At 71.0% G+C, this 21211-nt stretch carries 19 protein-coding genes and 1 pseudogene; 10 read left to right on the plus strand and 10 right to left on the minus strand.

From position 1 onward, the window contains the following. Window positions 1-190: 190 nt before the first annotated feature. The gene (locus LRD69_RS04185) at window positions 191-520 is read left to right on the plus strand and encodes a DUF6193 family natural product biosynthesis protein (protein ID WP_277325189.1); all 330 of its coding nucleotides are present in this window, start codon (window positions 191-193) and stop codon (window positions 518-520) included. Window positions 521-682: 162 nt separating this feature from the next. Here LRD69_RS04185 and LRD69_RS04190 read toward each other — a convergent pair whose 3' ends face one another. After that, window positions 683-958 carry a hypothetical protein gene (locus LRD69_RS04190; RefSeq protein WP_277325190.1) on the minus strand — a complete coding sequence of 92 codons (276 nt, stop codon included), beginning with the start codon at window positions 956-958 and terminating at the stop codon, window positions 683-685. A gap of 1118 nt (window positions 959-2076) precedes the next feature. On the opposite strand from LRD69_RS04190, the gene rox reads away from it, so the two are divergent. Beyond that, window positions 2077-3504: a rifampin monooxygenase gene (rox, locus tag LRD69_RS04195; protein ID WP_277329616.1), complete on the plus strand. Its 1428-nt coding sequence runs from the start codon at window positions 2077-2079 to the stop codon at window positions 3502-3504. A 265-nt stretch (window positions 3505-3769) separates the two neighbouring features. Here the strand turns inward: rox and LRD69_RS04200 are convergent, their stop codons facing one another. Next, entirely contained in the window at window positions 3770-5122 is a 1353-nt protein-coding gene (locus tag LRD69_RS04200; RefSeq protein WP_277329617.1) for an MFS transporter, read from the minus strand. 249 nt (window positions 5123-5371) lie between these two features. Further along, window positions 5372-7582 (minus strand): AAA family ATPase, encoded by a 2211-nt coding sequence (locus LRD69_RS04205; RefSeq protein WP_277329618.1) that lies wholly within the window; start codon window positions 7580-7582, stop codon window positions 5372-5374. A 290-nt stretch (window positions 7583-7872) separates the two neighbouring features. Here LRD69_RS04205 and LRD69_RS04210 point away from each other — a divergent pair, with 290 nt between their 5' ends. The 3 genes and pseudogenes from LRD69_RS04210 to LRD69_RS04220 form a co-directional block, all read left to right on the plus strand. Further along, window positions 7873-8829, plus strand: coding sequence for a helix-turn-helix domain-containing protein (locus LRD69_RS04210; RefSeq protein WP_277325191.1), 957 nt, complete (start codon window positions 7873-7875; stop codon window positions 8827-8829). 106 nt (window positions 8830-8935) lie between these two features. Continuing rightward, window positions 8936-9934, plus strand: a complete 999-nt coding sequence (gene gap / locus LRD69_RS04215) for a type I glyceraldehyde-3-phosphate dehydrogenase (protein ID WP_277325192.1) — start codon at window positions 8936-8938, stop codon at window positions 9932-9934. Between the two features lie 395 nt (window positions 9935-10329). After that, window positions 10330-10562 (plus strand): annotated as a pseudogene (locus LRD69_RS04220) (IS701 family transposase); the annotation flags it as partial. Between the two features lie 135 nt (window positions 10563-10697). Here the strand turns inward: LRD69_RS04220 and LRD69_RS04225 are convergent. The 3 genes from LRD69_RS04225 to LRD69_RS04235 form a co-directional block, all read right to left on the minus strand. Continuing rightward, window positions 10698-11564, minus strand: coding sequence for a GNAT family N-acetyltransferase (locus LRD69_RS04225; RefSeq protein ID WP_277325193.1), 867 nt, complete (start codon window positions 11562-11564; stop codon window positions 10698-10700). 506 nt (window positions 11565-12070) lie between these two features. Continuing rightward, window positions 12071-13132 (minus strand): hypothetical protein, encoded by a 1062-nt coding sequence (locus LRD69_RS04230; protein WP_277325194.1) that lies wholly within the window; start codon window positions 13130-13132, stop codon window positions 12071-12073. A gap of 67 nt (window positions 13133-13199) precedes the next feature. Continuing rightward, window positions 13200-13883 (minus strand): SDR family oxidoreductase, encoded by a 684-nt coding sequence (locus tag LRD69_RS04235; protein ID WP_277325195.1) that lies wholly within the window; start codon window positions 13881-13883, stop codon window positions 13200-13202. A gap of 126 nt (window positions 13884-14009) precedes the next feature. Here LRD69_RS04235 and LRD69_RS04240 point away from each other — a divergent pair, with 126 nt between their 5' ends. Both LRD69_RS04240 and LRD69_RS04245 read left to right on the plus strand, forming a co-directional pair. After that, window positions 14010-14567, plus strand: a complete 558-nt coding sequence (locus LRD69_RS04240; protein WP_277325196.1) for a TetR/AcrR family transcriptional regulator — start codon at window positions 14010-14012, stop codon at window positions 14565-14567. 622 nt (window positions 14568-15189) lie between these two features. Next, complete coding sequence (locus LRD69_RS04245; protein WP_277325197.1) at window positions 15190-15321, plus strand: hypothetical protein; 132 nt, start codon at window positions 15190-15192, stop codon at window positions 15319-15321. 12 nt (window positions 15322-15333) lie between these two features. On the opposite strand, the gene LRD69_RS04250 is transcribed toward LRD69_RS04245, so the two are convergent. Further along, on the minus strand, window positions 15334-16608 hold the full coding sequence (locus LRD69_RS04250) for a hypothetical protein (protein WP_277325198.1): 1275 nt from the start codon (window positions 16606-16608) through the stop codon (window positions 15334-15336). A gap of 544 nt (window positions 16609-17152) precedes the next feature. Here LRD69_RS04250 and LRD69_RS04255 point away from each other — a divergent pair. The 3 genes from LRD69_RS04255 (at window position 17153) to LRD69_RS04265 (ending at window position 18909) form a co-directional block, all read left to right on the plus strand. Next, on the plus strand, window positions 17153-17650 hold the full coding sequence (locus LRD69_RS04255; RefSeq protein WP_277325199.1) for a peptidylprolyl isomerase: 498 nt from the start codon (window positions 17153-17155) through the stop codon (window positions 17648-17650). 228 nt (window positions 17651-17878) lie between these two features. Beyond that, on the plus strand, window positions 17879-18619 hold the full coding sequence (locus tag LRD69_RS04260) for a Clp protease N-terminal domain-containing protein (protein ID WP_277325200.1): 741 nt from the start codon (window positions 17879-17881) through the stop codon (window positions 18617-18619). 98 nt (window positions 18620-18717) lie between these two features. Beyond that, window positions 18718-18909, plus strand: a complete 192-nt coding sequence (locus LRD69_RS04265; protein WP_277325201.1) for a DUF1059 domain-containing protein — start codon at window positions 18718-18720, stop codon at window positions 18907-18909. Between the two features lie 138 nt (window positions 18910-19047). On the opposite strand, the gene LRD69_RS04270 is transcribed toward LRD69_RS04265, so the two are convergent. The 3 genes from LRD69_RS04270 to LRD69_RS31025 form a co-directional block, all read right to left on the minus strand. After that, window positions 19048-20199 carry a serine hydrolase domain-containing protein gene (locus LRD69_RS04270; protein WP_277325202.1) on the minus strand — a complete coding sequence of 384 codons (1152 nt, stop codon included), beginning with the start codon at window positions 20197-20199 and terminating at the stop codon, window positions 19048-19050. Window positions 20200-20313: 114 nt separating this feature from the next. Continuing rightward, window positions 20314-20889 (minus strand): histidine phosphatase family protein, encoded by a 576-nt coding sequence (locus LRD69_RS04275; protein ID WP_277325203.1) that lies wholly within the window; start codon window positions 20887-20889, stop codon window positions 20314-20316. Between the two features lie 33 nt (window positions 20890-20922). Beyond that, window positions 20923-21171, minus strand: a complete 249-nt coding sequence (locus LRD69_RS31025; protein ID WP_346771895.1) for a hypothetical protein — start codon at window positions 21169-21171, stop codon at window positions 20923-20925. Between the last annotated feature and the right edge of the window lie 40 nt (window positions 21172-21211).

Genomic DNA, 21211 nt, shown 5'->3' on the forward strand with positions numbered 1-21211 from the left:
CCTCGTCGATGGCATGACTATACGCATCGTCGCACGTTTATGCAACGCCCCTCGCGCGCACACGGCGCGCCGCGTGTGAGGCCGAGCGCCAGAGTTGCCCTTTACCGATCCACCTGGCCCCTGTGAGCTTTCTAGACGGCCTCGTCCGTCGGGGCCGAAGCCCTGACCTGCGTTAATCGATGCGTGGACGGTGGTGGACCTGTCCCGCGAGGCGGCCCACGCCGAGCCGGCGTTGCGCGCCCTCTACCCGTTCACGAGTCACTGGGCGCTGCGCTTCTCGACCACCGTCCGCCCCCGCCTGACCGTCGTCGGACCGTGCCTGACCGCGAACGGCGACGGCACGTACGGGGCTGGAATGGGCTTGATGACTCCGGACCTCGGTCTGTTCGCCACAGCGCACGAGGCCGTGGCGAAGGCCGTGCGCCAGTTGCCGTCCGGCCTTGGCCCGATCGCGCTCGGTCCGCCACTCCAGCCGCCGCCCTCTGAGACATCTCCGCAGGCCAAGGGCACGTTGGCATGACACGCTCCACGCTCCGCCGGGAGCTGAGCGGTCCCCGTGGCCCGCAGGGTGGCCGCGCCCGGGTCTACCTGGGGTCCTTCGGGATACCGCAAAGGGTGCGGTGTTCAGATATGCACCCCAACCGTCGCTCCAGGACCCTTGGAACCTGTGCCTCGTGGCTCTCTATCGTGGTTCGTGGGCTGCCAACCGGCAGGCGCCGTTCGCAGCGCCGCCCGGCACTCCGGCCCCGGTCAGCCCGTTCACACAGCTCTGCAGGTCGCCGCTCACACCACGGTGGCACGCCGTCGTGACGGCGTCGGTGACGCCGACACCTGCCTGAGCGGCCATGTTCGTGCAGGCGGGGATGTCCGCGTGGGCGGCAGGGGTGGCGAGAGCTGTGGCGCCGAGCGTGAGGGTCAGGCCGGCGAGGACACCGGCAACGCGTGTCGACGTGCGCATGGGACGCACCTGCTTTCCGGGATTGTCACGCGGCCCGGCCCCGGCGGTGCCCGAACCGTGTGGGAACGGCGCCGAACGGCGCTCGACGAGGGCTTCTCCTCTCCTACGGTGCTGGAGCAACGATGCGGCCGCCTCGACGTGACGAGAGCTCCACGGCGTAGCCCTTCGTACCGATCCCGGTTTCCTTGAAATCGCACGTCGGGATGGCACGCATGAGAGTCCCCCTCTGGGAGAGGTGCTGGGGAACCGCCCACGACATCGGCCCCCGGGGCGGCCGATGGGAACGGCCGCAGGACGGTGCGCGGCCCGTGGCGAGACGAACACCACCCCAAAGTGCTGCGGAGGCGCGCCACCTGCTGCTTCCACCGTACGACGGGGGGCGTCTCGCCACGAGCCGATCGGCTCCGGTGGCGGCCGGGCACGCTGTGTGCCCAGCCGGCCACGCAGTTGCCGGCTGCCGCTACGCCGACGGGGCGGGGTGAGAACTCGGGCCGCGGACGGGGCTGATGCACACAGCCGGCATCTGAGGCCCCGTCACCGGAGAGCCCTCCGGCCCGTCCAGGCTTCCGGTGATGGCCATGCGTGAGTGATCAAGTGGACGAACGCATCAGTCCAGTCCTGCCGCGAGAAGCTCGCGCTCCGGCCTGGACCCTCCGAGATCTGTTCACCCCACTGTGGCCGGCGCTCGCGCGGTGACGATTCATGACAACGGCCGCGCCTTCGACGGCGTTCTGACGGGCCTTGCCGAAGAGGCGAAATACGAAGAGGCGAAAAAAGAGAAAAGGCGGAGAAGGAACTCGTCCGTCCACAGCTGACGGCAAAAAACAAAGGCAAGGAAATTGCTCACTCCTTGCCACTATCAAGATATAGCGCACAGGGGGCCTTGCGGCAAGGCCGGGTTCGTGGTGCAGAATCTCCAGCCGATGCCAGAACCTGCGGAAATCAGGGATGAGCGACATACGCGCACTTCTGGCGACGCACAGCTCTCGCGGGTGGCCGGACCGCCGGTGGGAATCGCGGTGCGGTAGCGAGGACTCGGCGCGCAGGTGCGGCTGTACGCACCGCCGGAGTGCGCGGAGCAGCCGGCCGAAATCCAATCTCGTTGAATGGGCGTTTTCATGATGGACGTGATCGTGGTCGGCGGCGGACCGACCGGCCTGATGCTGGCCGCCGAGTTGCGGCTGCACGGTGTGCACACGGTCGTGCTGGAGAAGCTCACCGAGCCGACCATGGAGTCGCGCGGGCAGGGGCTGCACGCGCGCAGCGTCGAGATGATGGACCAGCGAGGTCTGCTGGACCGGTTCCTCGCGGTCAGTGAGAAGTTCCAGGTCGGTGGTCTCTTCGGCGGCATCCTGAAGTCGTGGCCCGACCGGTTGGACACGGCTCACCCGTACGGCGTCGCCGCCTCTCAGCCGGTCACCGAGCAGCTGCTCAACGAGCGTGCCCTCGAACTCGGTACCGAGATCCGGCGCGGCTGCGAAGTGGCCGGGCTGAGCCAGGACGAGGACGGGGTGACCGTCGAGCTGGCGGACGGCACGCAGTTGCGCTCGCGCTACCTCGTCGCCTGCGACGGCGGCCGCAGCACGGTGCGCAAGCAACTCGGCGTCGGTTTCCCCGGCGAGCCGGCCACGGTCGAGACGCTGCTGGGCGAGATGGAGCTGACCGAGGATCCGGCGACGGTTGCCGCCGTCGTCGAGGAAGTCCGCAGAACCCAACTGCGGTTCGGCGCCACCTCCCTCGGGGAAGGGAGGTGGCGCCTCGTCGTGCCCGCCGAAGGGGTGTCCGAGGACCGCACGGCCCCGACGACCCTCGAAGAGTTCAAGCAGCAGCTGCGGGCCACCGCGGGCACCGACTTCGGCGTGCACTCGCCGCGCTGGCTGTCCCGGTTCGGCGATGCCACCCGGCAGGCCGAGCACTACCGGGTCGGCCGGGTGCTGCTGGCCGGCGACGCGGCGCACATTCACCCGCCGGCGGGCGGGCAGGGGCTCAACCTCGGCCTGCAGGACGCGTTCAACCTCGGCTGGAAGCTGGCCGCCGCGGTCGACGGCTGGGCACCGGAAGGGCTGCTGGACAGCTACCACGCAGAACGGCACCCGGTGGGCGCCCGCGTGCTGGACAACACCCGTGCGCAGATCGCGCTGATGGGGACCGATCCGGGTGCGACCGCGCTGCGGAAGCTGTTCTCGAAGCTGATGGACTTCGAAGAGGTGAACCGGTACGTGACCGGGATCATCACCGCGGTCGGGGTCCGCTACGACTTCGGCGAGGGCCATGAACTGCTCGGCCTGCGGCTGCGGGACGTGAAGCTGAAGCGGGGTCGCCTGTACGAGCTGATGCACGGCGGACGCGGACTGCTCCTCGACCAGACCGGTCGGCTCTCGGTGGTGGGCTGGGCCGATCGGGTCGACCACGTCGTCGACGTCAGCGAGGAACTGGACGTGCCCGCGGTGCTGCTGCGGCCGGACGGCCACGTGGCGTGGGTCGGTGAAGACCAGCAGGATCTGCTCAGCAGTCTGCCCACGTGGTTCGGCGCTGCCGCCGGCTGAGCGCGCAGTTCTGGCTCGCAGGGGCGGGGTGCGGCACCGTGCCGGGTTCGGCGCGGCACGGTGCCGCACACCGCCGGCTCGAAGCCCCAGCGACGTGCACCGACCCCGGCTGAGGGCCGCACCACCGGACCGGGCCGGCCGACAGCGGGGCGGAGTCCGGTGCTGACGGGCCGGCTGAACCGCTGAATCGCACCGGCGGCGGACATCACCTCCGGCGTACCTGCCCTGACTCACCGCATTGGCCCGTCGTCGCACTGGCCCGTCGTCATTCAGCCGGCGACGTCGCGGGGTGCTTCCGTGGGATGCAGACGAGCGCGAGGGCGGCGGCCGTCAGGTACGCGGCCGCGCCGACGGCCATGCCGGTGCGCAGCCCGGTGGTGAAACTGGCTGCGGAGGCCAGCAGCGAGCCTCCCAGCGCGACGCCTGCGGCGCTGCCGATCTGGCGGGCGGTGTTGAACAGGGCTGAGGCGGTGCCGGAGTACGTGTCCGGGGCGGCCGACATCACGGTGGCGGTCGATCCGGTGAGGGCGAAGGACGTGCCGAAGCCCGCAGCCATCATCGGCGCCACGAGGAGCAGGTAGTCCGGGTTCTGTCCTGCGGCGGCCCAGCCGGTCAGACCTGCCGCTCCCACGAACATGCCCGTGACCACGAGCGGACGGTGTCCGGTGCGGCGGGCCAGTCGCCCGGACAGGACGGAGGCGAACATCGTCATCGCCACCGCCGGGAAGAGAGCGGCCCCGGTGCGCAGCGCGCTCAGGCCGCGCTGGTGCTGGAAGTACAGGCTGGCGGTGAAGATCATGCCGTAGAAGGCGAAGTTGAACAGCAGGCCGATGGCCGATCCCCCGCTCATCGGGCGTGAGCGCAGCAGTCGCAGGGGCAGCACGGGGTTGCGGGCCAGGCGTTCGCGAAGGACGAACGCGAAGGCTGCCAGCAGGCACAGGCCGGCGCCGGCGAGGATCAGCGGGTCCGTCCAACCACGCCGTCCGGCTTCGTTGAGGACGGAGATCAGCAGGGCCACCATCGCGATCAGCGCGCACTGGGCCGGCCAGTCCACGGGGCGGTCCGCGCGACGGGCCGACGCGGGGACGTGGCGCAGCGTCAGCAACAGGCAGGCGCATCCGACAGGCAGATTGATGAAGAACACCCAGCGCCAGCCCACGGTGGAGACCAGGAGGCCGCCCAGGAGGGGCCCGGCGGAAGCTGCGATGCCCGCCATGGAGCCCCACAGGCCGAAGGCCCGGGAGCGCTCGGCGGGTGAGGGATAGGCCTGTTGGAGGAGGGCGAGGGAGCCGGGCACGATCAGTGCCGCGCCGAGTCCCTCCAGCAGCCGGGCGCCGACCAGGATCCCGGCGCTCCGTGCCAGTCCGCAGCCGACCGAGGCGACGGTGAACACCACCACCCCGGTACAGAAGATCCGGCGGTTGCCCAGCCGGTCCCCCAGCGCGCCGCCGGTGAGCAGCAGGCCGGCGAAGACCAGGGTGTAGCCGTCCGTGATCCATTGGATCCCGGTGAGCGACGCCGACAGTTCCCGTCCCACCACCGGAACCGCGACGTTGATGACGGTCACGTCCAGGATGACCATGAAGTAGCCCGCGCAGACCGCGAGAAGCGGTGCCAGGGGCCGGCCCGAAGCCGCAGGCCCGTCCGGCCGCTCGGCCTCGGTACCACCGGCGTGCACCATGACGACACGGTATGTCCGGGACGAACGCCTCCCGTGACTTGAGCAGTCCGGCGGCGTGCCGGGCTCGCACGCCGAACCGCGTCGTCAACGGTGCGCCTGGGGATGCCGGTTGCCGAGCACCGTACTCGGCCGGTCCGGCCGGGTACGGTGCTCGGTCGCACCGGTCGGGGTCGCCCGCCGCGCCGGTCAGCGCAGCGCCTCGGGCAGTTCCTCCCGGTGGACGATGCCCAGGCGCTGCGTAGCGCGGGTCAGCGCCACGTACAGGTCACTGGTTCCGAACCGCCCCGGTTCCACGACCAGGACATGGTCGAATTCGAGCCCCTTGGCCTCACGCGGGCCGAGCAGCACCACCGGACGGGTGAGGTCGGGTTCGGCGCCGGCCGTGACTCCGTCGAGCGGGGCCGCGATCTCCTCGTGCAGCGCTCGCGGTGCGATCACCGCGAGGCGCCCCTCCTCGGGCGTCAGCTCCGCGACGGCCCGAGCCACCGCGCCCGCCAGATCCGCACCGGCATCCCGCGTCCACGGCGTCTCGCCGGTGGAGCGCACCGACCCGGGCGGCTCGAACGAGGGGTCCTGGGCCCGTACGACCCTGGCGGCCAGTTCCATGATCTCCGCGGGCGTACGGTAGTTGACCCCCAGCCTCACGTGCTCGAAACGGTCGCCGACGTACGGCTCCAGGATCCTCTCCCACGAGCCGACGCCCGCCTCCTCGGAGGTCTGCGCCGGATCACCGACCAGGGTCAGCGAGCGGGTCGGTGAGCGGCGCATCAGCAGCCGCCACGCCATCGGTGACAGTTCCTGCGCCTCGTCGACGATGATGTGCCCGAACGCCCAGGTCCGGTCGGCGGCGGCCCGCTCGGCCGCGCTCCGGTGATCGGCCTCCTCCTGCCGCTCGGCCATCCGCTCGGCGTCGATGATGTCGTGGGCGGCCAGACGTTCGGACTCCTCGTCCTCGAACTCGTACGTCTCGGAACCCCGGGACAGCTCCAGGACGCCCTGCGCGTAAGCGACCCGCTCCTGGCGCTCGGCCTCGGCGGCGGCCCGCTCGGCACTGTCGTCGGCCCCGAGCAGCTCGGCCGCCTCGTCGAGGAGCGGCACATCGGCCGGGGTCCACTCCCCGTCACCGGGAACGCGCCGGATGGCTTCGGCGTCCTCGTCCGCCACGTACACCGGCTCGGCCAGATAACCCGCGAGGAACTCCTCGGGGGTGAGCAGCGGCCACAGCTCTCCGACGGCGGCGTGCACCTTCTCGCTCGCGGCGACGCTCTTGCCGAGCTGGGCGATGTCGTCCGCACCGAGGAAGTTCGGGCCGCCGTACGGGTCCGCGCCGATGCGCTCGGTGAGCTGTGCGGTGAGGGCGTCGACGACGTGGAACGCGAAGTACGGACGGGCGAGGTTGTGCGGCAGACGGGTCTCGCGGGCCGCCTGCCGGGCCTGGTATGCGATCTCCCAGTCCAGGACGAGTTCCCCGTCGTCGTGCGGGATGACCATCGGCGCGCCGGGCTCCGGCAGCCCCTGCCGGTCGCGTACGGCGAGGGCGAGCGCCTCCGCCATCCCCGCGCCGCCCTTGACGGCTGCCGCGCGGGCGGTATCGGTGCCTCGGGCGTGGACACCGGGGAAGAGCTCGGCCTGCGTGGCCAGCATGACGCCGGTCTCGCCGAGGGCGGGCAGCACCTCGCCGATGTAGCGCAGGAAGGCCGCATTGGGACCCACGACCAGGACCGCGCGCTTGGCCAGCAGTTCACGGTGCTCGTACAGCAGGAACGCCGCGCGGTGCAGCGCGACCGCCGTCTTGCCGGTGCCGGGGCCGCCCTCGACGACGAGGACACCACGGTGCGGAGCACGGATGATGCGGTCCTGTTCCGCCTGGATGGTCCGCACGATGTCGCCCATGCGGCCGGTGCGGGCGGAGCCGAGCGCGGCGAGCAGCACGGCATCACCGCTCGGGTCCTCGAAACCGCTGCGTTCGCGGTCGCCGAGATCGAGGATCTCGTCGTGCAGCTCGGTCACCGTGCGGCCCTCGGTGGTGATGTGCCTGCGTCGGCGCAGCCCCATGGGCGTATGTCCGGTGGCGAGATAGAAGGGCCGGGCGACCGGCGCCCGCCAGTCGATCAGCAGCGGCGTGTGTTCGGTGTCGTCCTCACGAATTCCGATACGGCCGATGTGGTGCGCGGCACCGTCGCGGAGATCGATGCGGCCGAAGCACAGCGAGCCGTCCACCGCGTTGAGGGCCGCCAGGAGACCGGAGCGCTCGGCGACGAGCACATCGCGTTCGAGACGGGCCTGCAGACCGTTCCCCACCGGGGTCAACGCCTCCTCGACATGCTGCGCGGTGACCCCGCGCAGCGTGTCGACACGGTCGTAGACCCGGTCGATGAATTCCTGCTCCTTCTGCAATTCGACGTTTTCGCGAGTTGACAAAATCGCTCCCTGCCGGATATGGTGTTTCTAGTGGCCCTCAGTGAGGGGCCTTTTCTGTGGGTACAGAGAACCATTCAATATACGTGAGCAAATCCCCGTGCCGCAATTGCGGAACGGGGATTTCCTGTGCTCGGGGACGATGGCCTCGCCGGGGTCACGGCGGACGCTGCCGCGCGCGCACCGGGAGCACGTCCGCGCCGTGCCCGAATCCCTGCCCTGACCACGCAGCCGGCCTGTCGAAACCCACCCCGCGTACCCTCTTTCCTGTGTCAGCCTCCCGCCTGCATCGCGTCGCCGTCCTTGTGCTCGAGGGTGCGAAGCCGCTCGATGTCGGCATTCCTGCGCAGGTTTTCACGACCCGCGCGAGCATGCCGTACGAGGTGCGAGTGTGCGGCGCGGCACCCGGCCTCGTGACCGGCGGCGACGGCCTGTCGTACCACGTCACCCACGGGCTCGACGCGCTTGTGTGGGCCGACATCGTCTTCGTCCCCGGCTACCGGTTCCCGGACCGCGACGACCCGCCGCAGGCCGTCATCGACGCGCTGATCGCCGCCCACGACCGGGGGGCGCGGCTCGCCGCCATCTCGACGGGCGCGTTCGCGCTCGCCGCCACGGGCCTGCTCGACGGCAGGCGCGCCACGACCCACTGGCATTACACGAGGGCGCTCGTGGCGAAGCATCCGCTCGTCCAGGTCGACGAGAACGTCCTGTTCGTCGACGCGGGCAGCGTGCTGACATCGGCCGGCGCCGCCTCCGGCATCGACCTGTGCCTGCACATTCTGCGCCGCGACCTCGGGGTGGCCGCGTCGAACTACGCGGCCCGGCGCCTGGTCGCGGCCCCCTACCGCAGTGGTGGCCAAGCGCAGTATGTGCCGCGCAGCGTGCCCGAACCGCTGGGCGAGCGGTTCGCCGCCACCCGTGAGTGGGTATTGCACCGGCTCGCCGAGCCCCTCACCCTCGATGCGCTCGCCCAGCACGCGGCGGTGTCGCCCCGCACGTTCTCGCGACGCTTTGTCGAGGACACGGGGTACACGCCGATGCAATGGGTCATGCGCGCCCGGATCGACGTGGCCCGTGAGCTGCTCGAGCGTTCGGAGCGGAGCGTCGAGCAGATCGCCGCCGACGTCGGTCTCGGCACCGGTGCGAATCTGCGGTTGCACTTCCAGCGCATTCTCGGCACCACCCCGAGCGAGTACCGGCGCACCTTCACCCAGGGCGAATAGTCCGCCGCCCTCGCATGGCGAGATCCTTTTGGACCGTGGCGATCACGCCGCTGTCGCGGGCGGGTTCCGGGCGCGAATCTTGTGGCGAACCGAAGGGACATCGCTCATGACTCGCATCGCCATCAACGGATTCGGCCGCATCGGACGCAATGTGCTGCGCGCACTGCTCGCACGCGAAAGCGACCTCGAGGTCGTCGCCGTCAACGACCTCACGGAGCCCGCCACTCTTGCGCGGCTGCTCGCCTTCGACAGCACGGCCGGCCGGCTCGGTCGCCCGGTGACCGTCGACGGGAACACCCTCGTCGTCGACGGCCGTCGCATCACGGTGCTCGCCGAGCGGGAACCGAAGCAGCTGCCGTGGGCCGAACTCGGCATCGACATCGTGCTCGAGGCGACCGGCCGCTTCACGTCGGCTGCGGCCGCCCGCGCCCACCTCGACGCGGGCGCGAAGAAGGTGCTCGTCAGTGCGCCGTCGGACGGCGCCGACGTCACCCTCGCGTACGGGGTCAACAACGACGCGTACGACCCGGACCTGCACACGATCGTCTCGAACGCGTCGTGCACGACCAACGCCCTTGCGCCGCTCGCCGCGGTACTCGACGAACTCGCCGGCATCGAGCACGGCTTCATGACGACGGTGCACGCCTACACGCAGGAGCAGAACCTGCAGGATGGTCCGCACCGCGACGCCCGCCGCGCCCGCAACGCCGCTGTCAACATCGTGCCGACCACGACGGGCGCCGCCAAGGCGATAGGCCTCGTGCTGCCGAACCTCGAGGGCAAGCTGTCGGGCGACTCGATCCGCGTGCCGGTTCCGGTGGGCTCGATCGTCGAACTCAACACGAGCGTTGCCCGCGACGTGACGCGCGACGACGTGCTGGCGGCGTACCGCGCTGCGGCGCAGGGGCCGCTGGCCGGCGTGCTCGAGTACTCGGACGACCCGCTCGTGTCGTCCGACATCACGGGCAATCCTGCCTCGTCGATCTTCGACTCCGCCCTCACCCGCGTCGACGGCCGCCACATCAAGGTGGTGGCCTGGTACGACAACGAGTGGGGCTTCTCGAACCGCGTGATCGACACGCTCACGCTCCTCGCCACTCGCTGAACGGCCCCCGGGGCGGTCCCCACCGCCGGAAACCGGGCTGCCCGGCGTCTTCCGTCAGCTCCGGCTCACAGCCATCGGGGGTCGTGTCTGCCTGCTACTCGACCCCTATACGGCAGCCGTACTTCGTTGCTGGTGTGACGGGGGTGGCTGGAGAGACGAGGCAGCCGCCGTTGATCATCATGTGTGTGAAGACATGAAGGGCACGGCGGCTGCGTCCCGGAGGTCAAACCTTGACGCGTGCGGTGAGAGATTCGCCCAGTTCCTGGGCGTGTTCGCGCACGCATTTCGGAGGGTGGAGCCGCGGCGGCACGCCTCGGCGTTCATCAGCACGCTGCCGGCCGAGCCGCCGCGGGTGAACTGCCCACAGTCCGTCGCATTGCACGAGTTGGTGGGGGGTCGCCGGCGCGAGGTGGCGGGTTGAGGAATCGTTCCAGGCCGGAAGGGCCTGACATGCCTCGATGAACACCAAGTCCGCCGCTCCACCTCCTGGGCCCGCTGGACCGTGCCGGCCATGCTCGCCCACGCCTTCCTGACGGTCCTGGCCGCCGGACAGCCCGAACTGCCCGACGACGCCGACATGATCCCGCTGACCTGCCAGGAGATAACCCGCCTGCCGGCCACGATGCTCTTCGGGCGCGACCGTGCCCACGAACACCGTTGGGCCTGGTCACGAGCTTCATGCGGTGCGGGTGGCCTGTCGCCGGTGCTGGCAGCTCCGCTCGGCGGACCCCCGGGATCGAAGGGGGCCCGGGCTGTATCGGCGTCAGGCCTTGCGGATCCTGTCGCCGATCTCCGGCCTCGCCTCGAACCCGGCCGCCTTGTACGTGGCGACGCCACCGACGTTGGAGCTCGGTGTGCACACACGAACGCTCGACGAGCCCATCTCCCGCAGCGCGGCCGCCCCGGCGACGGTGATCGCCCGGCCGTATCCGCGACCGCGGTGGTCCTCGTGGACGCCCATCGGCTCGACCAGTCCCGGCTTCCCCGGGCCGGCCGACCAGACCGTCACCACCGCCGCCGGGTCGCCCTGGTCGTCGTAGACGCCCAGGCAGCGGGCGTCGGCATAGAACGGCCCCGCCGACATCGCATGCCAGTACTCGCGCGTAGGCCGCGAGGTGTTGAACGCCGACCGCAGAACGTCGGCGAAGTCCTGCGCCTGCTCCGGGCCGATCGCCGTGATCCGCACGCCGGGGTCCTCCACCGCTTCCGCGAGGTCACGGAAGAGCGGCGTCCACGGCTCGTCAACGCCCCAGCCCTCCTTGGTCAGCAGGTCGTGAAGCAGCAGGCCCAGCGGCGCCTCGATGGACACCGCTCCTTCCGGCAGCACGCCGCGCTCAGGCAGCGAAAGGTCCTCGACAAGCCGCCGCGCCAAGTCCTCGTCCTGGAAGGCGTCGGGAGCGACCGTCATCCGCATCACCGTCGGCGAGTCCAGCATCCCGACGGCGAGGATCCGTCCGCCCCGGCTCCAGGTCCGAACCACCGCGGCCGTCTCAGCCGTTCCGAACCGATAGTTCCAGCCGATGTCCCCCAAATGCAGCTGCATCGGCGCTCCGTCGTACTGCCACTCCCGCAGCGCGCCCATAGCCTCGCGCACCCCGGCTGCAGTCGGCGTTCGCAGCACAATCGTCATAGCCGGGATCTGACACCCCGTCCCGGAGGTCTGCAACCCATTAACCGGCTCACAGGTAGCTCTCCTGGTGCGGCCCAACCGAGTTTCGTCTGTCCGGTCCGTCTCTCCAGCCACCCCACTCGCACCAACGGGCCGGTGGCCCAGCGCGCGGTCCGCCACCGGCTGCGCCGCACCGCACGCTGAGCGGTCACGAGAGAGCCGAGCGAATCAGCGCCTGTCCCCGGGATCGGTGCGGTCACCTCTGCAGGGTTCCCCGGCACGGTCCGGGTGCCGTGGAGCTGCTCGGAGCTCGGGCGCCGGGCCTCCCGGATCAGGTCGGCGGCGCCTGGTCGCCGTCGCGCGGCAGGCAGACGCCCGTCGGCGGCTTCGCGTCATGAGCCGGGTGGTGGCCGGACGGCCGAGGACCTGAGGCAGGCCCGTGGCGACATCGCGGTCCGGCCGGTGCGCTCCCGCCGGGCGGGGACGCGCCGGGCGGGGACGCGCCGGGCGGGAGCGGGCTCGCCGGGTCAGGCAGCTGTGAGGGAGCGGGCGCGGCGCAGCCGGGGCTTGACGGCCACGAGGAGTGCGGACAGCACGGCCCAGAGGGCGAGGGTGAGGAGCGGCAGTCCTGCGTGGGCGCCGTCGAAGTAGCTCAGATCGCTCACCGCCCGTACCGCCGCGCCGGGCGGCAGCAGTGCGGAGACGGCTCGGGCCACGGCCGGGAGCAGGTCGGAGCTGATGGTGGCACCGCTGGTGGAGTTGCCCACCGTGAGCAGGAGCAGCGTCGCCACCGGGACCCCGACGGGGCCGAGGTAGGTGCCCAGCAGCTTGGTGGTGAACGCCGCTGCGGCCGCCAGCAGCGCGAGGGTGGCCGTCAGGGGGAGGAACGGGGCAGGGACCGCGTCCAGGACGGGGCCCGCGATGGTCGCCGCGATCGTGCCGATCGCCACCGAGACGCCTGCGAGCAGCCAGAACCGGTGCCGCAGGCGCAGCAGGTTCGCCATGCCGAGCGCGTTCTGGGCCAGGACGAATCCGGCGAGCGTGACGCCGAAGGACACGTAGAACCCGGCAAGGCCTCGCGCGTCGAAGTGAGCGAGCGGCACCACGTCGGTCGTGGTGACGTGCCGGCCGGATCCGGCGGCGTACGCGGACACCACGCTCTCGACCGCGCTCGTGGTGGACTTGCCTGTCGCTCCCGCGACCTCCAGACTCAGCCGGCCTGCGCCGCCGGAACTCAGCGCGGCCACCACGTCATGCCCTTCCACGGCGTGGCGGGCCGCGGCCGCATTCGCCACCGGGTGTACGTCGACGCTGTCGCCGAGCGACTGCTCGATCTCGTGCGCGAGGGCGCTGCCCACGACCGCCACCGGCAGCTGGTGCGGCTTCGGATCGCGCTGCAGCCCGACGTAACAGCCGATGAAGGCCGAGACGATGACCAGGGCGATCAGCGCGGGCTGCAGCAGCGTCCGCAACGGCGGCCGGTTCCCCGGGCCCTGGGGGCGCGGCGCCGAGGCCTCTGCGGGAACGGGGCCGGGCGGTGAGGCTGCCTCCTGGGTGTGGGCCGAGGCAGGTCCGACGGTGGGTGTCATCAAGTAACTCCGGTGTTGCGTAGGTGGTGGGCCATGAGGCCATCAGGGCGCGGGACCCCATGGCGTGTCAGGCGGCGGGCGGCGCGGCCAGGCTCTGCTTGATCTGTCGGCTGACCTCGTCGGCGAGGATCTCGGGGAGCCCCTTCTCCAGCCCGTCCAGGGCCTGCGCGGCCACCGATGCCGGGTCGGACTTCTGGTCGGCGGGGACCTGGGCGGCCATGTCGGTGTCCATGAAGCCGACGTACAGTCCGGACACGGTGATGCCGCGCGGAGCCAGCTCCTGGCGGACCGCGCCGGTCAGCGCCCAGGAGGCGGCCTTGGCCGCGGAGTAGGCCCCGGACGCGGGCAGGTGCAGCCAGGACAGGACCGACAGCACGTTGAGTACGGCGCCACCGCCGTTGGCCTCGATCACCGGCGCGAAGGCCCGGGTCACCGCGAGCGGGCCGAAGTAGTTCGTCTCCATCTCAAGCCGAACCGCCTCCTCCTCCCCGGCGATCAGCGCGGTGGGGGTGAAGATTCCGGCGTTGTTGACCAGCACCGTCGCATCCGAGGCGATGCGCGCCGCGGCCTCGATGGACGCGGCGTCGGTCAGGTCCAGGTGCAGCGGTACCGCCCCGTCCACGTTCCCGCTCTGCGGACGGCGCGTGGCCGCGTACACCTTCGCGCCGCGATCGAGGAGCTGCGTGGTCAGCCGGCGGCCCAGGCCCCGGTTGGCGCCGGTGACGACGGCTACAGAGTCCTTCAGTTCCATGGTTCCCCTTGTGCCGGTCGCGGCAGCCACTCGTCGCGCGGGCCGCGGCCACAATAGATTTCACTCATAATCTAAACAGAGTACTAGGATAGATTGCAACCGAAATCCAATTGAAGGGGGTGCCCAGTGGGCCGCGTTTCCCAGGCACAGGCACAGGAGAACCGGGAGCGTGTGGTCGCCACGGCGTCCCGGCTGTTCCGCGAGAAGGGAACCGGCGTCAGCGTCGCGGACCTGATGAAGTCGGCCGGACTGACCCAGGGCGGCTTCTACAAACAGTTCGCGTCCAAGGAGGCCCTGATCGGCGAGGCCACCGCCCACGCCTTCACCGAACTGAATGCACGCCGCGCCACGGAGCTCGACGAGCACGACGGGCAGCAGGATGCCGCGCGCCAGGCGTTGATCGACTACTACCTGTCCGCCCGCCACCGCGACAGCGCCGCCGACGGCTGCCCCGCCGCCGCACTCGCCGCCGATGTGTCACGCGACACGGGCGACGCCGCCCGCGAGATCTACACGGAGGGTGTGCGCGAGTTCGCCGAGTGGCTCTCCACCGACGACGAAGACGGCCTGGCCCGCCTGGCCACCATGGTCGGTGCCCTCCTGCTGTCTCGCGCCACCCACGGCTCCCCGCTGTCCGACGAGATCCTCCACGCCGCCCACAGGGCCCTGGCGGGCGGCAGCTGACCGGCGCCCCGGCCGGGTACCGATGAAGGAGCCCGCACCACGGGAGCCGTCGCGCCGATCGCGGGCAGCTCTCCGATCACGGGCAGATACGCTGCCACCGATCATGAATTCGACCGCAGGGCGGACGCATCGGCCACCGCGCGGCGAGCGGGAAACGGGGTGGCCTCGTGCCGACAGACGTGACGGGTCACCAGGCGGCCGCCGGCCCGAGGAGGATCTGGGACGGTGCTCGGGTACGGGCCCGTATCGCGGCCATGGCGGAACAGGACCCCGGGCGTCGGCGATTCGCCGCCGACCACCATGGATACCGCCTGCGGCCTCCCCTGACCGAACAGCGGGTCCAGGCCCTCGAGCACGAGTACGGCGTCCGGTCGCCCGGCTCCTACCGCAGCTTCCTCACGGATGTCGCTGACGGGGGAGCCGGTCCCCACTACGGCGTACTCGGACTCACCGAGGAACTGGACGGCGAGGACGCGGTGTACGACACGCGCGAGGAGAGCCGGCAGGCCGGCTTCCTGTCTGTACCGTTTCCGCACACCCGGCCTGGCCGGGCCCCGGCAAGGCGGGCAGCGCCAACTACTCGGTGCAGGGCAGTCTCGTCATCGCGGAGCAGGGATGCGGGATGTTCTCCCGCCTGGTCGTCACCGGGGAGAGCGCGGGGCAGGTGTGGTGCGACGACCCCGACCAGGGTGGTCTGAGCCCCGGCCCGGCCTTCTACGACTGGTACACGGCGTGGCTGGACGCGACCGGCTGAGGCGGCCGGCAATCAGTCCACCAGCGCCGCGGCCTCCCTGAAGTCCTCGTACGCCTCGCCGTGCTGCTTCGCAGCGACGAGGAACATGGACCGGTCGGTCAGGGCCCTGCACAGGGTTTCCCGGCTGAGGTCCGGGCTCGCAGCGGGCAGGCCGGCCAGCCGGCGCGCAAGGGTCACGCCCTCGTCGAAGACCGGGCGGAGCGGTTTCAGGATGCGGTGGGTGCGCTTCGTCGAGGAGAGCGCCGAGCGGATGGTGAGCCTGCGGTGTACGGCGATCAGCTCCGTGAGGAGGTTGTGCGGGTCGGTCCTGGCCGGTTCGGCCAGGGCGGCCGCCGCCGCTTCGAGGGCCGGGATGCCTTCGAAGTACGTGTGCCTGACGTCGGGCGACCAGCGGTGGATGTGAGAACCGAAGGGCGGCGCCGGGGTCCGGGAGGACGCGGCCGGCTCAGCCGTCCGGCCCGACAGGGCGAACAGGCAGGCCCACCAGTCGAGGTCGTTGTTCCCGTTCCTGTGTTCGCCGGTTCGCCCCAGTTCTTCGAGGAGAACGAGGGCTTCCTTCCGGGCCGCACGCGCCTCGGACCCGAGCCCTGCGGTGCCGAACATGTGGGAGTGGTGGACCAGCTCCCACGTCAGGACGGCCGGCGAGATGCCGCCTGCCGCGCAGTCCCGCCGGGTCAGGTCCACGAGCCTCCCGAAAACGTCCAGCGCCTCGGTGCGCTGTCCGGCTGCGTCCAGTTCGGCCGCCCACTCGACCCTGCCCCAGAAGTCGACGTCGTCGGGGTCCCCGGACTGCACGGAGCTCCCGTAGATCTCGGCAGCCTCCCGGTGGCGGCCCTCCTCCGCAAGCACTGCGGCCAGCCGGTGCTGTCCGTGCGCGCGGCTCGTGACCTGCTTGTCCTCGAACCCGCGCCGCGCCGCAGCAGCCATCTCCTCGCAGACGGCCAGACCTTCCGCCCGCCGACCGGTGGCGTACAGCGTGTACCGGTAGGCGTCCAGGGCATCGACGAGAAGCGCGGTCCGCGTCGGTTCGGCGGTGTCGATACGCCGGGCCGCGGAAGCCGCCTCGGCGTGCAGGGCCAGCTGTATGTCCGGCCGGGACCGGAACTCGCCGTCGTAGCCGCGCGAGAGCAACGCCCGGCACAGCTTGGGCAGATAGGCCCGCGGACTCACCTCCGCGAGCACCCGGTACGCCTCGAGCTTCTGTACGAGGCTCAGTTCGCCCGATCCGAGCAGCATGGTCCGTGCACGCAGCACGGCGTCCTGATCAACTCTCCGGGTGGGATTCATGACCGCGATTCTGCGAGCGGGGGAGCCGGTGGAACAAGGCTGCCGGGCTGTGCCGTTGGTCCTACGAAAACACCCGCTGAGCTGTCATGATGGACACGTATTCGCTCCTCTGCGGCCCGTTTGACCGACCGTCACCGATGGCATGGATCCGGTTGCGGACGTCGCCCTGGCTCGACGGTCGCACTTCGGCCGTCGGGTCTCACGAGCACGGGAACCACCCCTGGTCGCCGCTGTGGTCGGTCCCGTCGATCGGCGCCGCGAACGCGTCACGGTCCGCCGACGACTCCCTGCGGTCTCTCACGACGCCGCCCGGCCCCTCGGCACGGATCACGGTCCACGCACTCGCCGGGCATGTTGCGCGACAGCACCGACACGCCATGCACGGCCTCGATCCGCCGCCGTGGCCTTCAGCCCGCACGCTCCCGCCTCGCGGCTCCCGGCGCACCGGCCGCCACGCCGGGGCACCCCGGCGCCACCAGGGCGAACGGGCTCTCGGGCCACCCCGTCTGGTGGTGGCCGACAGGCCGGATGTCAGGATGGAACCATGACGACCAAGGTTTTTTTCGACATCACCATCAATGACGAGCCCTCCGGGCGGATCACCTTCAACCTGTTCGACGACGTGGTCCCGAAGACGACGGAGAACTTCCGCGCGCTGGCGACCGGCGAGAAGGGCTTCGGCTACAAGGGCTCGTCCTTCCACCGCGTCATCCCGGACTTCATGCTCCAGGGCGGCGACTTCACCAGTGGCGACGGCCGGGGCGGCAAGAGCATCTACGGCGAGAAGTTCGCCGACGAGAACTTCAAGCTCACGCACAACAAGCCCGGTCTGCTCTCGATGGCGAACGCGGGCCCGAACTCCAACGGCTCCCAGTTCTTCATCACGACGGTCGTGACGTCGTGGCTGGACGGCAAGCACGTCGTCTTCGGCGAGGTCGACGGCCAGGAGAGCATGGACCTGGTCAAGAAGATCGAGAGCTACGGCTCGCAGAGCGGCAAGACCCGGGCGAAGATCACCATCGCCGACTGCGGCGTCCTCTGACCGTACGAGGGACTCGCGGGCGCGCCTGAGGCGCCTGGCCGGGATCGCCGCCATGGCTCCGGGCCCCCTCCGGACGCGACACCCGCTCCCCCGCATTGCGACCCGCATCCGAGCGCGTCGGACCGGCTTTCCGCCGGCCCGGCGCGCTCTGTGCGTCGCGGCATCCACTTTCCCTTCAAGTGTCAACTGAAGGTTGACACCGCTGGACTGTCAACCTAAGGTTGACGCATGACGAATCCCGTACGCATGACCAATCCGGTCCGGCTCGACGATTTGATCGAGGCCATCAAGAAGGTTCATTCCGACGCGCTCGAGCAGCTCTCGGACGCGGTCATCGCCGCCGACCACCTCGGTGACGTGGCCGACCACCTGATCGGCCACTTCGTCGATCAGGCCCGGCGCTCAGGAGCCTCCTGGACGGACATCGGCAAGAGCATGGGCGTCACCCGGCAGGCGGCCCAGAAGCGCTTCGTCGCCAAGGACCCGGGCGAACCGTCGGATCTCGACCCCAGCCAGGGGTTCAGCCGCTTCACCCCGCGGGCGCGGAACGTCGTGATGGCCGCGCAGAACGAGGCCCGCGCCGCGGGCAACGACGAGATCCGGCCCGAGCACCTGGCGCTGGGGCTGCTCAGCGAGCCGGAAGGACTCGCCGCGGCGTTCATCAAGGCCCAGGGCATCCCGCTGGACTCCGTGCGGCAGGCCGCGACCGACTCACTGCCGCCCGCCGTACACGAGGTCCCGGAGCTCATCCCGTACGACGCCGGGTCGCGCAAGGTGCTGGAGCTGACGTTCCGGGAGGCGCTGCGGATGGGGCACAACTACATCGGCACGGAGCACATCCTGCTCGCCCTGCTGGAGCACGAGGACGGCACCGGCGTGCTGAGCGGGCTGGGCCTCGACAAGGCGACCGCGGAGACCGCCCTCCTCGATGCCGTCACACTCGCCGTCGCCGCGCACAAGGGGGAATGACCCTCCCCGGCCTTCCCACCGCGCGCAGAGCCGCTTCCGCGCTCCCCTCCCCCGCGTGACCCGCCGCAATAGAGTGGAGGGGAGCAAGGAGGTGCCTCATGCGGAAGGTTGCCGACTCCCGGGAGTTCCCGAGCGAGACGAAATGCACCCTTGCCCTCTCCGGCGAGCCGGAGGAAGTGGTCCGCGCCACCAGCGATCTGGCTGTGTCGGTGCACGGTCATGCGGATGACCAGGAATCGCGGGAGCAGATCAGGGCCGGACTGCAGGACGAGGCCACGGAGCTCGCCTGAGCCGTATCCCGGACGAACAAAGAGGAACACACACGGACACAGAGGGGTCCGCCGCGGCGCACGCCTCCCGATGGCGGATGCCCGGCGTCCCGGCCGCGCCGCGGCCGGTGAGCGCCGGGAAACCGTTCCGGCGACGGGTCAGAGTGCGTCGTACACCGCCTCGATCAGCGCCATCTTGCGCGGGTCGTCGGCGATCCGCGGGCCCATCCGGTTCATGACGTACCCCAGGGAGACGCCCGACTCCGGGTCGGCGAGGCCGCAGGAGCCGCCGGCGCCGTCGTGGCCGAAGGCGCGCGGGTTGGGACCGTACGAACCCTGCGGGCCGCTCAGCCACAGTCCGAGCGCGATCTCGGTGTCGTGGTCGAAGCCGATGCCGAGGACCAGGTCCCGACAGCTCCCCTGACCCTCCCTGGCCCGCTCGGCGGCCTCCTCGGAGAGGATCCGCCGGTCCCCGAACATGCCCCGTCCAGCGAAGATCCCGTACAGCGCGGCGATGGCGCGGGCGGTGCCGTGGCCGTTGGCCGCGGGAATCTCGGCGGCCCGCCACTCGGGCGTGTTGGCGGCGGCCGCGCCGCTGGGCGGGTTGAGCAGCGAGGCGATGGCCACCGGCTCCATCCGGGCGAACAGCTCCAGCTGGGCGCCCGCGGCGGACTTCGGGACGACGAGTTCCGCGACACGGTCCGCCTCCTTCTCCGGCAGGCCGATGGTGAAGTCGATGCCGAGCGGTCCGGTGACCTCCTGACGGAGGAACTCACCCGGCAGCAGGCCGGTGATCCGGCGGACGACCTCGCCGACCAGGAAGCCGTACGAGAGCGCGTGGTAGCCGGACCGGGTGCCGGGCTCCCACCAGGGCTCGGTGGCCGCCAGCCGGGCCGTGGTCAAGTCCCAGTCGTACAGGTCGGCCAGGCTGTGCGGCTCGCGCAGTCCGGCCACGCCCGAACGGTGCGAGAGCAGGTGGCGCACGAGAACGGCTTCCTTGCCGGCCGCGGCGAACTCCGGCCAGTACGCGGCGACGGGGGCGTCGAAGTCGAGCAGTCCCCGGTCGGCGAGGATGTGGGCGCACAGTGCGGTCGGGCCCTTGCTCGTGGACCAGACGTTGACCACGGTCTCGCGCTCCCAGGGGCGGGTGCGGGCGCCGTCCGCCCAGCCGCCCCAGAGGTCGGCCACGGGTTCCCCGTCGACCAGGACGGTGACGGCGGCACCGAGTTCGTCACGCTCGCGGAAATTCGCTTCGAATGCGGCGCGCACGCCTGAGAATCGGTCGTCGCAGTGGCCGTGGATCTGCGGCACGATGGCCTCCCTCGTCCGGGCATGCCGGGTGGTGCGGGATCAATGACGGGCAACATACCGACTGGTCGGACAGGCGGGAAGACGTCGCGCACCTCTCGGGGCCGGTTCATCACATCAGCGGGCGCCCGCTTCGAGGCGCAGGCTCCAGCGGCCCGGAAGGCCGGTGAGGGTGACCGTGGAGAGCGGGCGGACGTCGACGTTCCAGTACGTCGACGGCGGCGCCTTCAGCGCGTAGACCAGCGCGGCCCGGACGACGGCCGGTTCGGCGACGGCGACGATCGACCCCTCCTGGGCGGGGCGGGTGTCCAGCCAGCCCCCTATCCGTGCGATGAACGCGAGCAGCGGTTCGCCGCCATGCGGTGCGGAGCGCGGATCGGCGAGCCAGGCGTCCACCGCGGCCGGTTCGCGCGCCGCCACGTCGGACAGGGTCAAGCCGCGCCAGCGGCCCATGTCGCAGTCGCGCAGGGCCGGCTGAGCCATCGGGGCGTAGCCGAGCGCCTCCCCGGTGGCGCGGCTGCGTGGCGTCGGTGAGCAGTAGCGCAGTTCGGCGGCGCCCAGGGGCACCAGGGCCTGCGCGGCGAGCTGCACCTCGTGCCAGCCGGCCTGGTCGAGCGGCCGGTCGTCGTCGAAGCGCTCGGCGAGCAAAGAGGAGCTGCGCGCCGCGGCGACGAGCGAGACTCGAACACTCATGGCGGAGATCGTGGAGCTGAAACGCCGCCCAGGTCAAGAGGGCGCCGGGTCGGACGGATCCGAGGGCGTCGAGCCGCAGGTCTCGGGGTTCCTCAGCGGCTTGAAGCCGACGCTCTCGTGGACGCCGTGGGCGTCGTCGTCGGCGAGCATGAGTCTGCGGATGCCGGTCGGGGCGAGGTGGTCGCGCACGGCGGCGGGTCGGGTGCCGAGACCGAGGCCGCGGGCCGACCGGTCGACGTGCACATCGCTGCGCCAGGCGGAGGTGACATGGTCCGTCACCACCCGGCGCAGCCGACCGCGCGCCCGACGTGACGCCGGACGG

The organism is Streptomyces sp. JH14 (assembly GCF_029428675.1).
Lineage (GTDB): Bacteria > Actinomycetota > Actinomycetes > Streptomycetales > Streptomycetaceae > Streptomyces.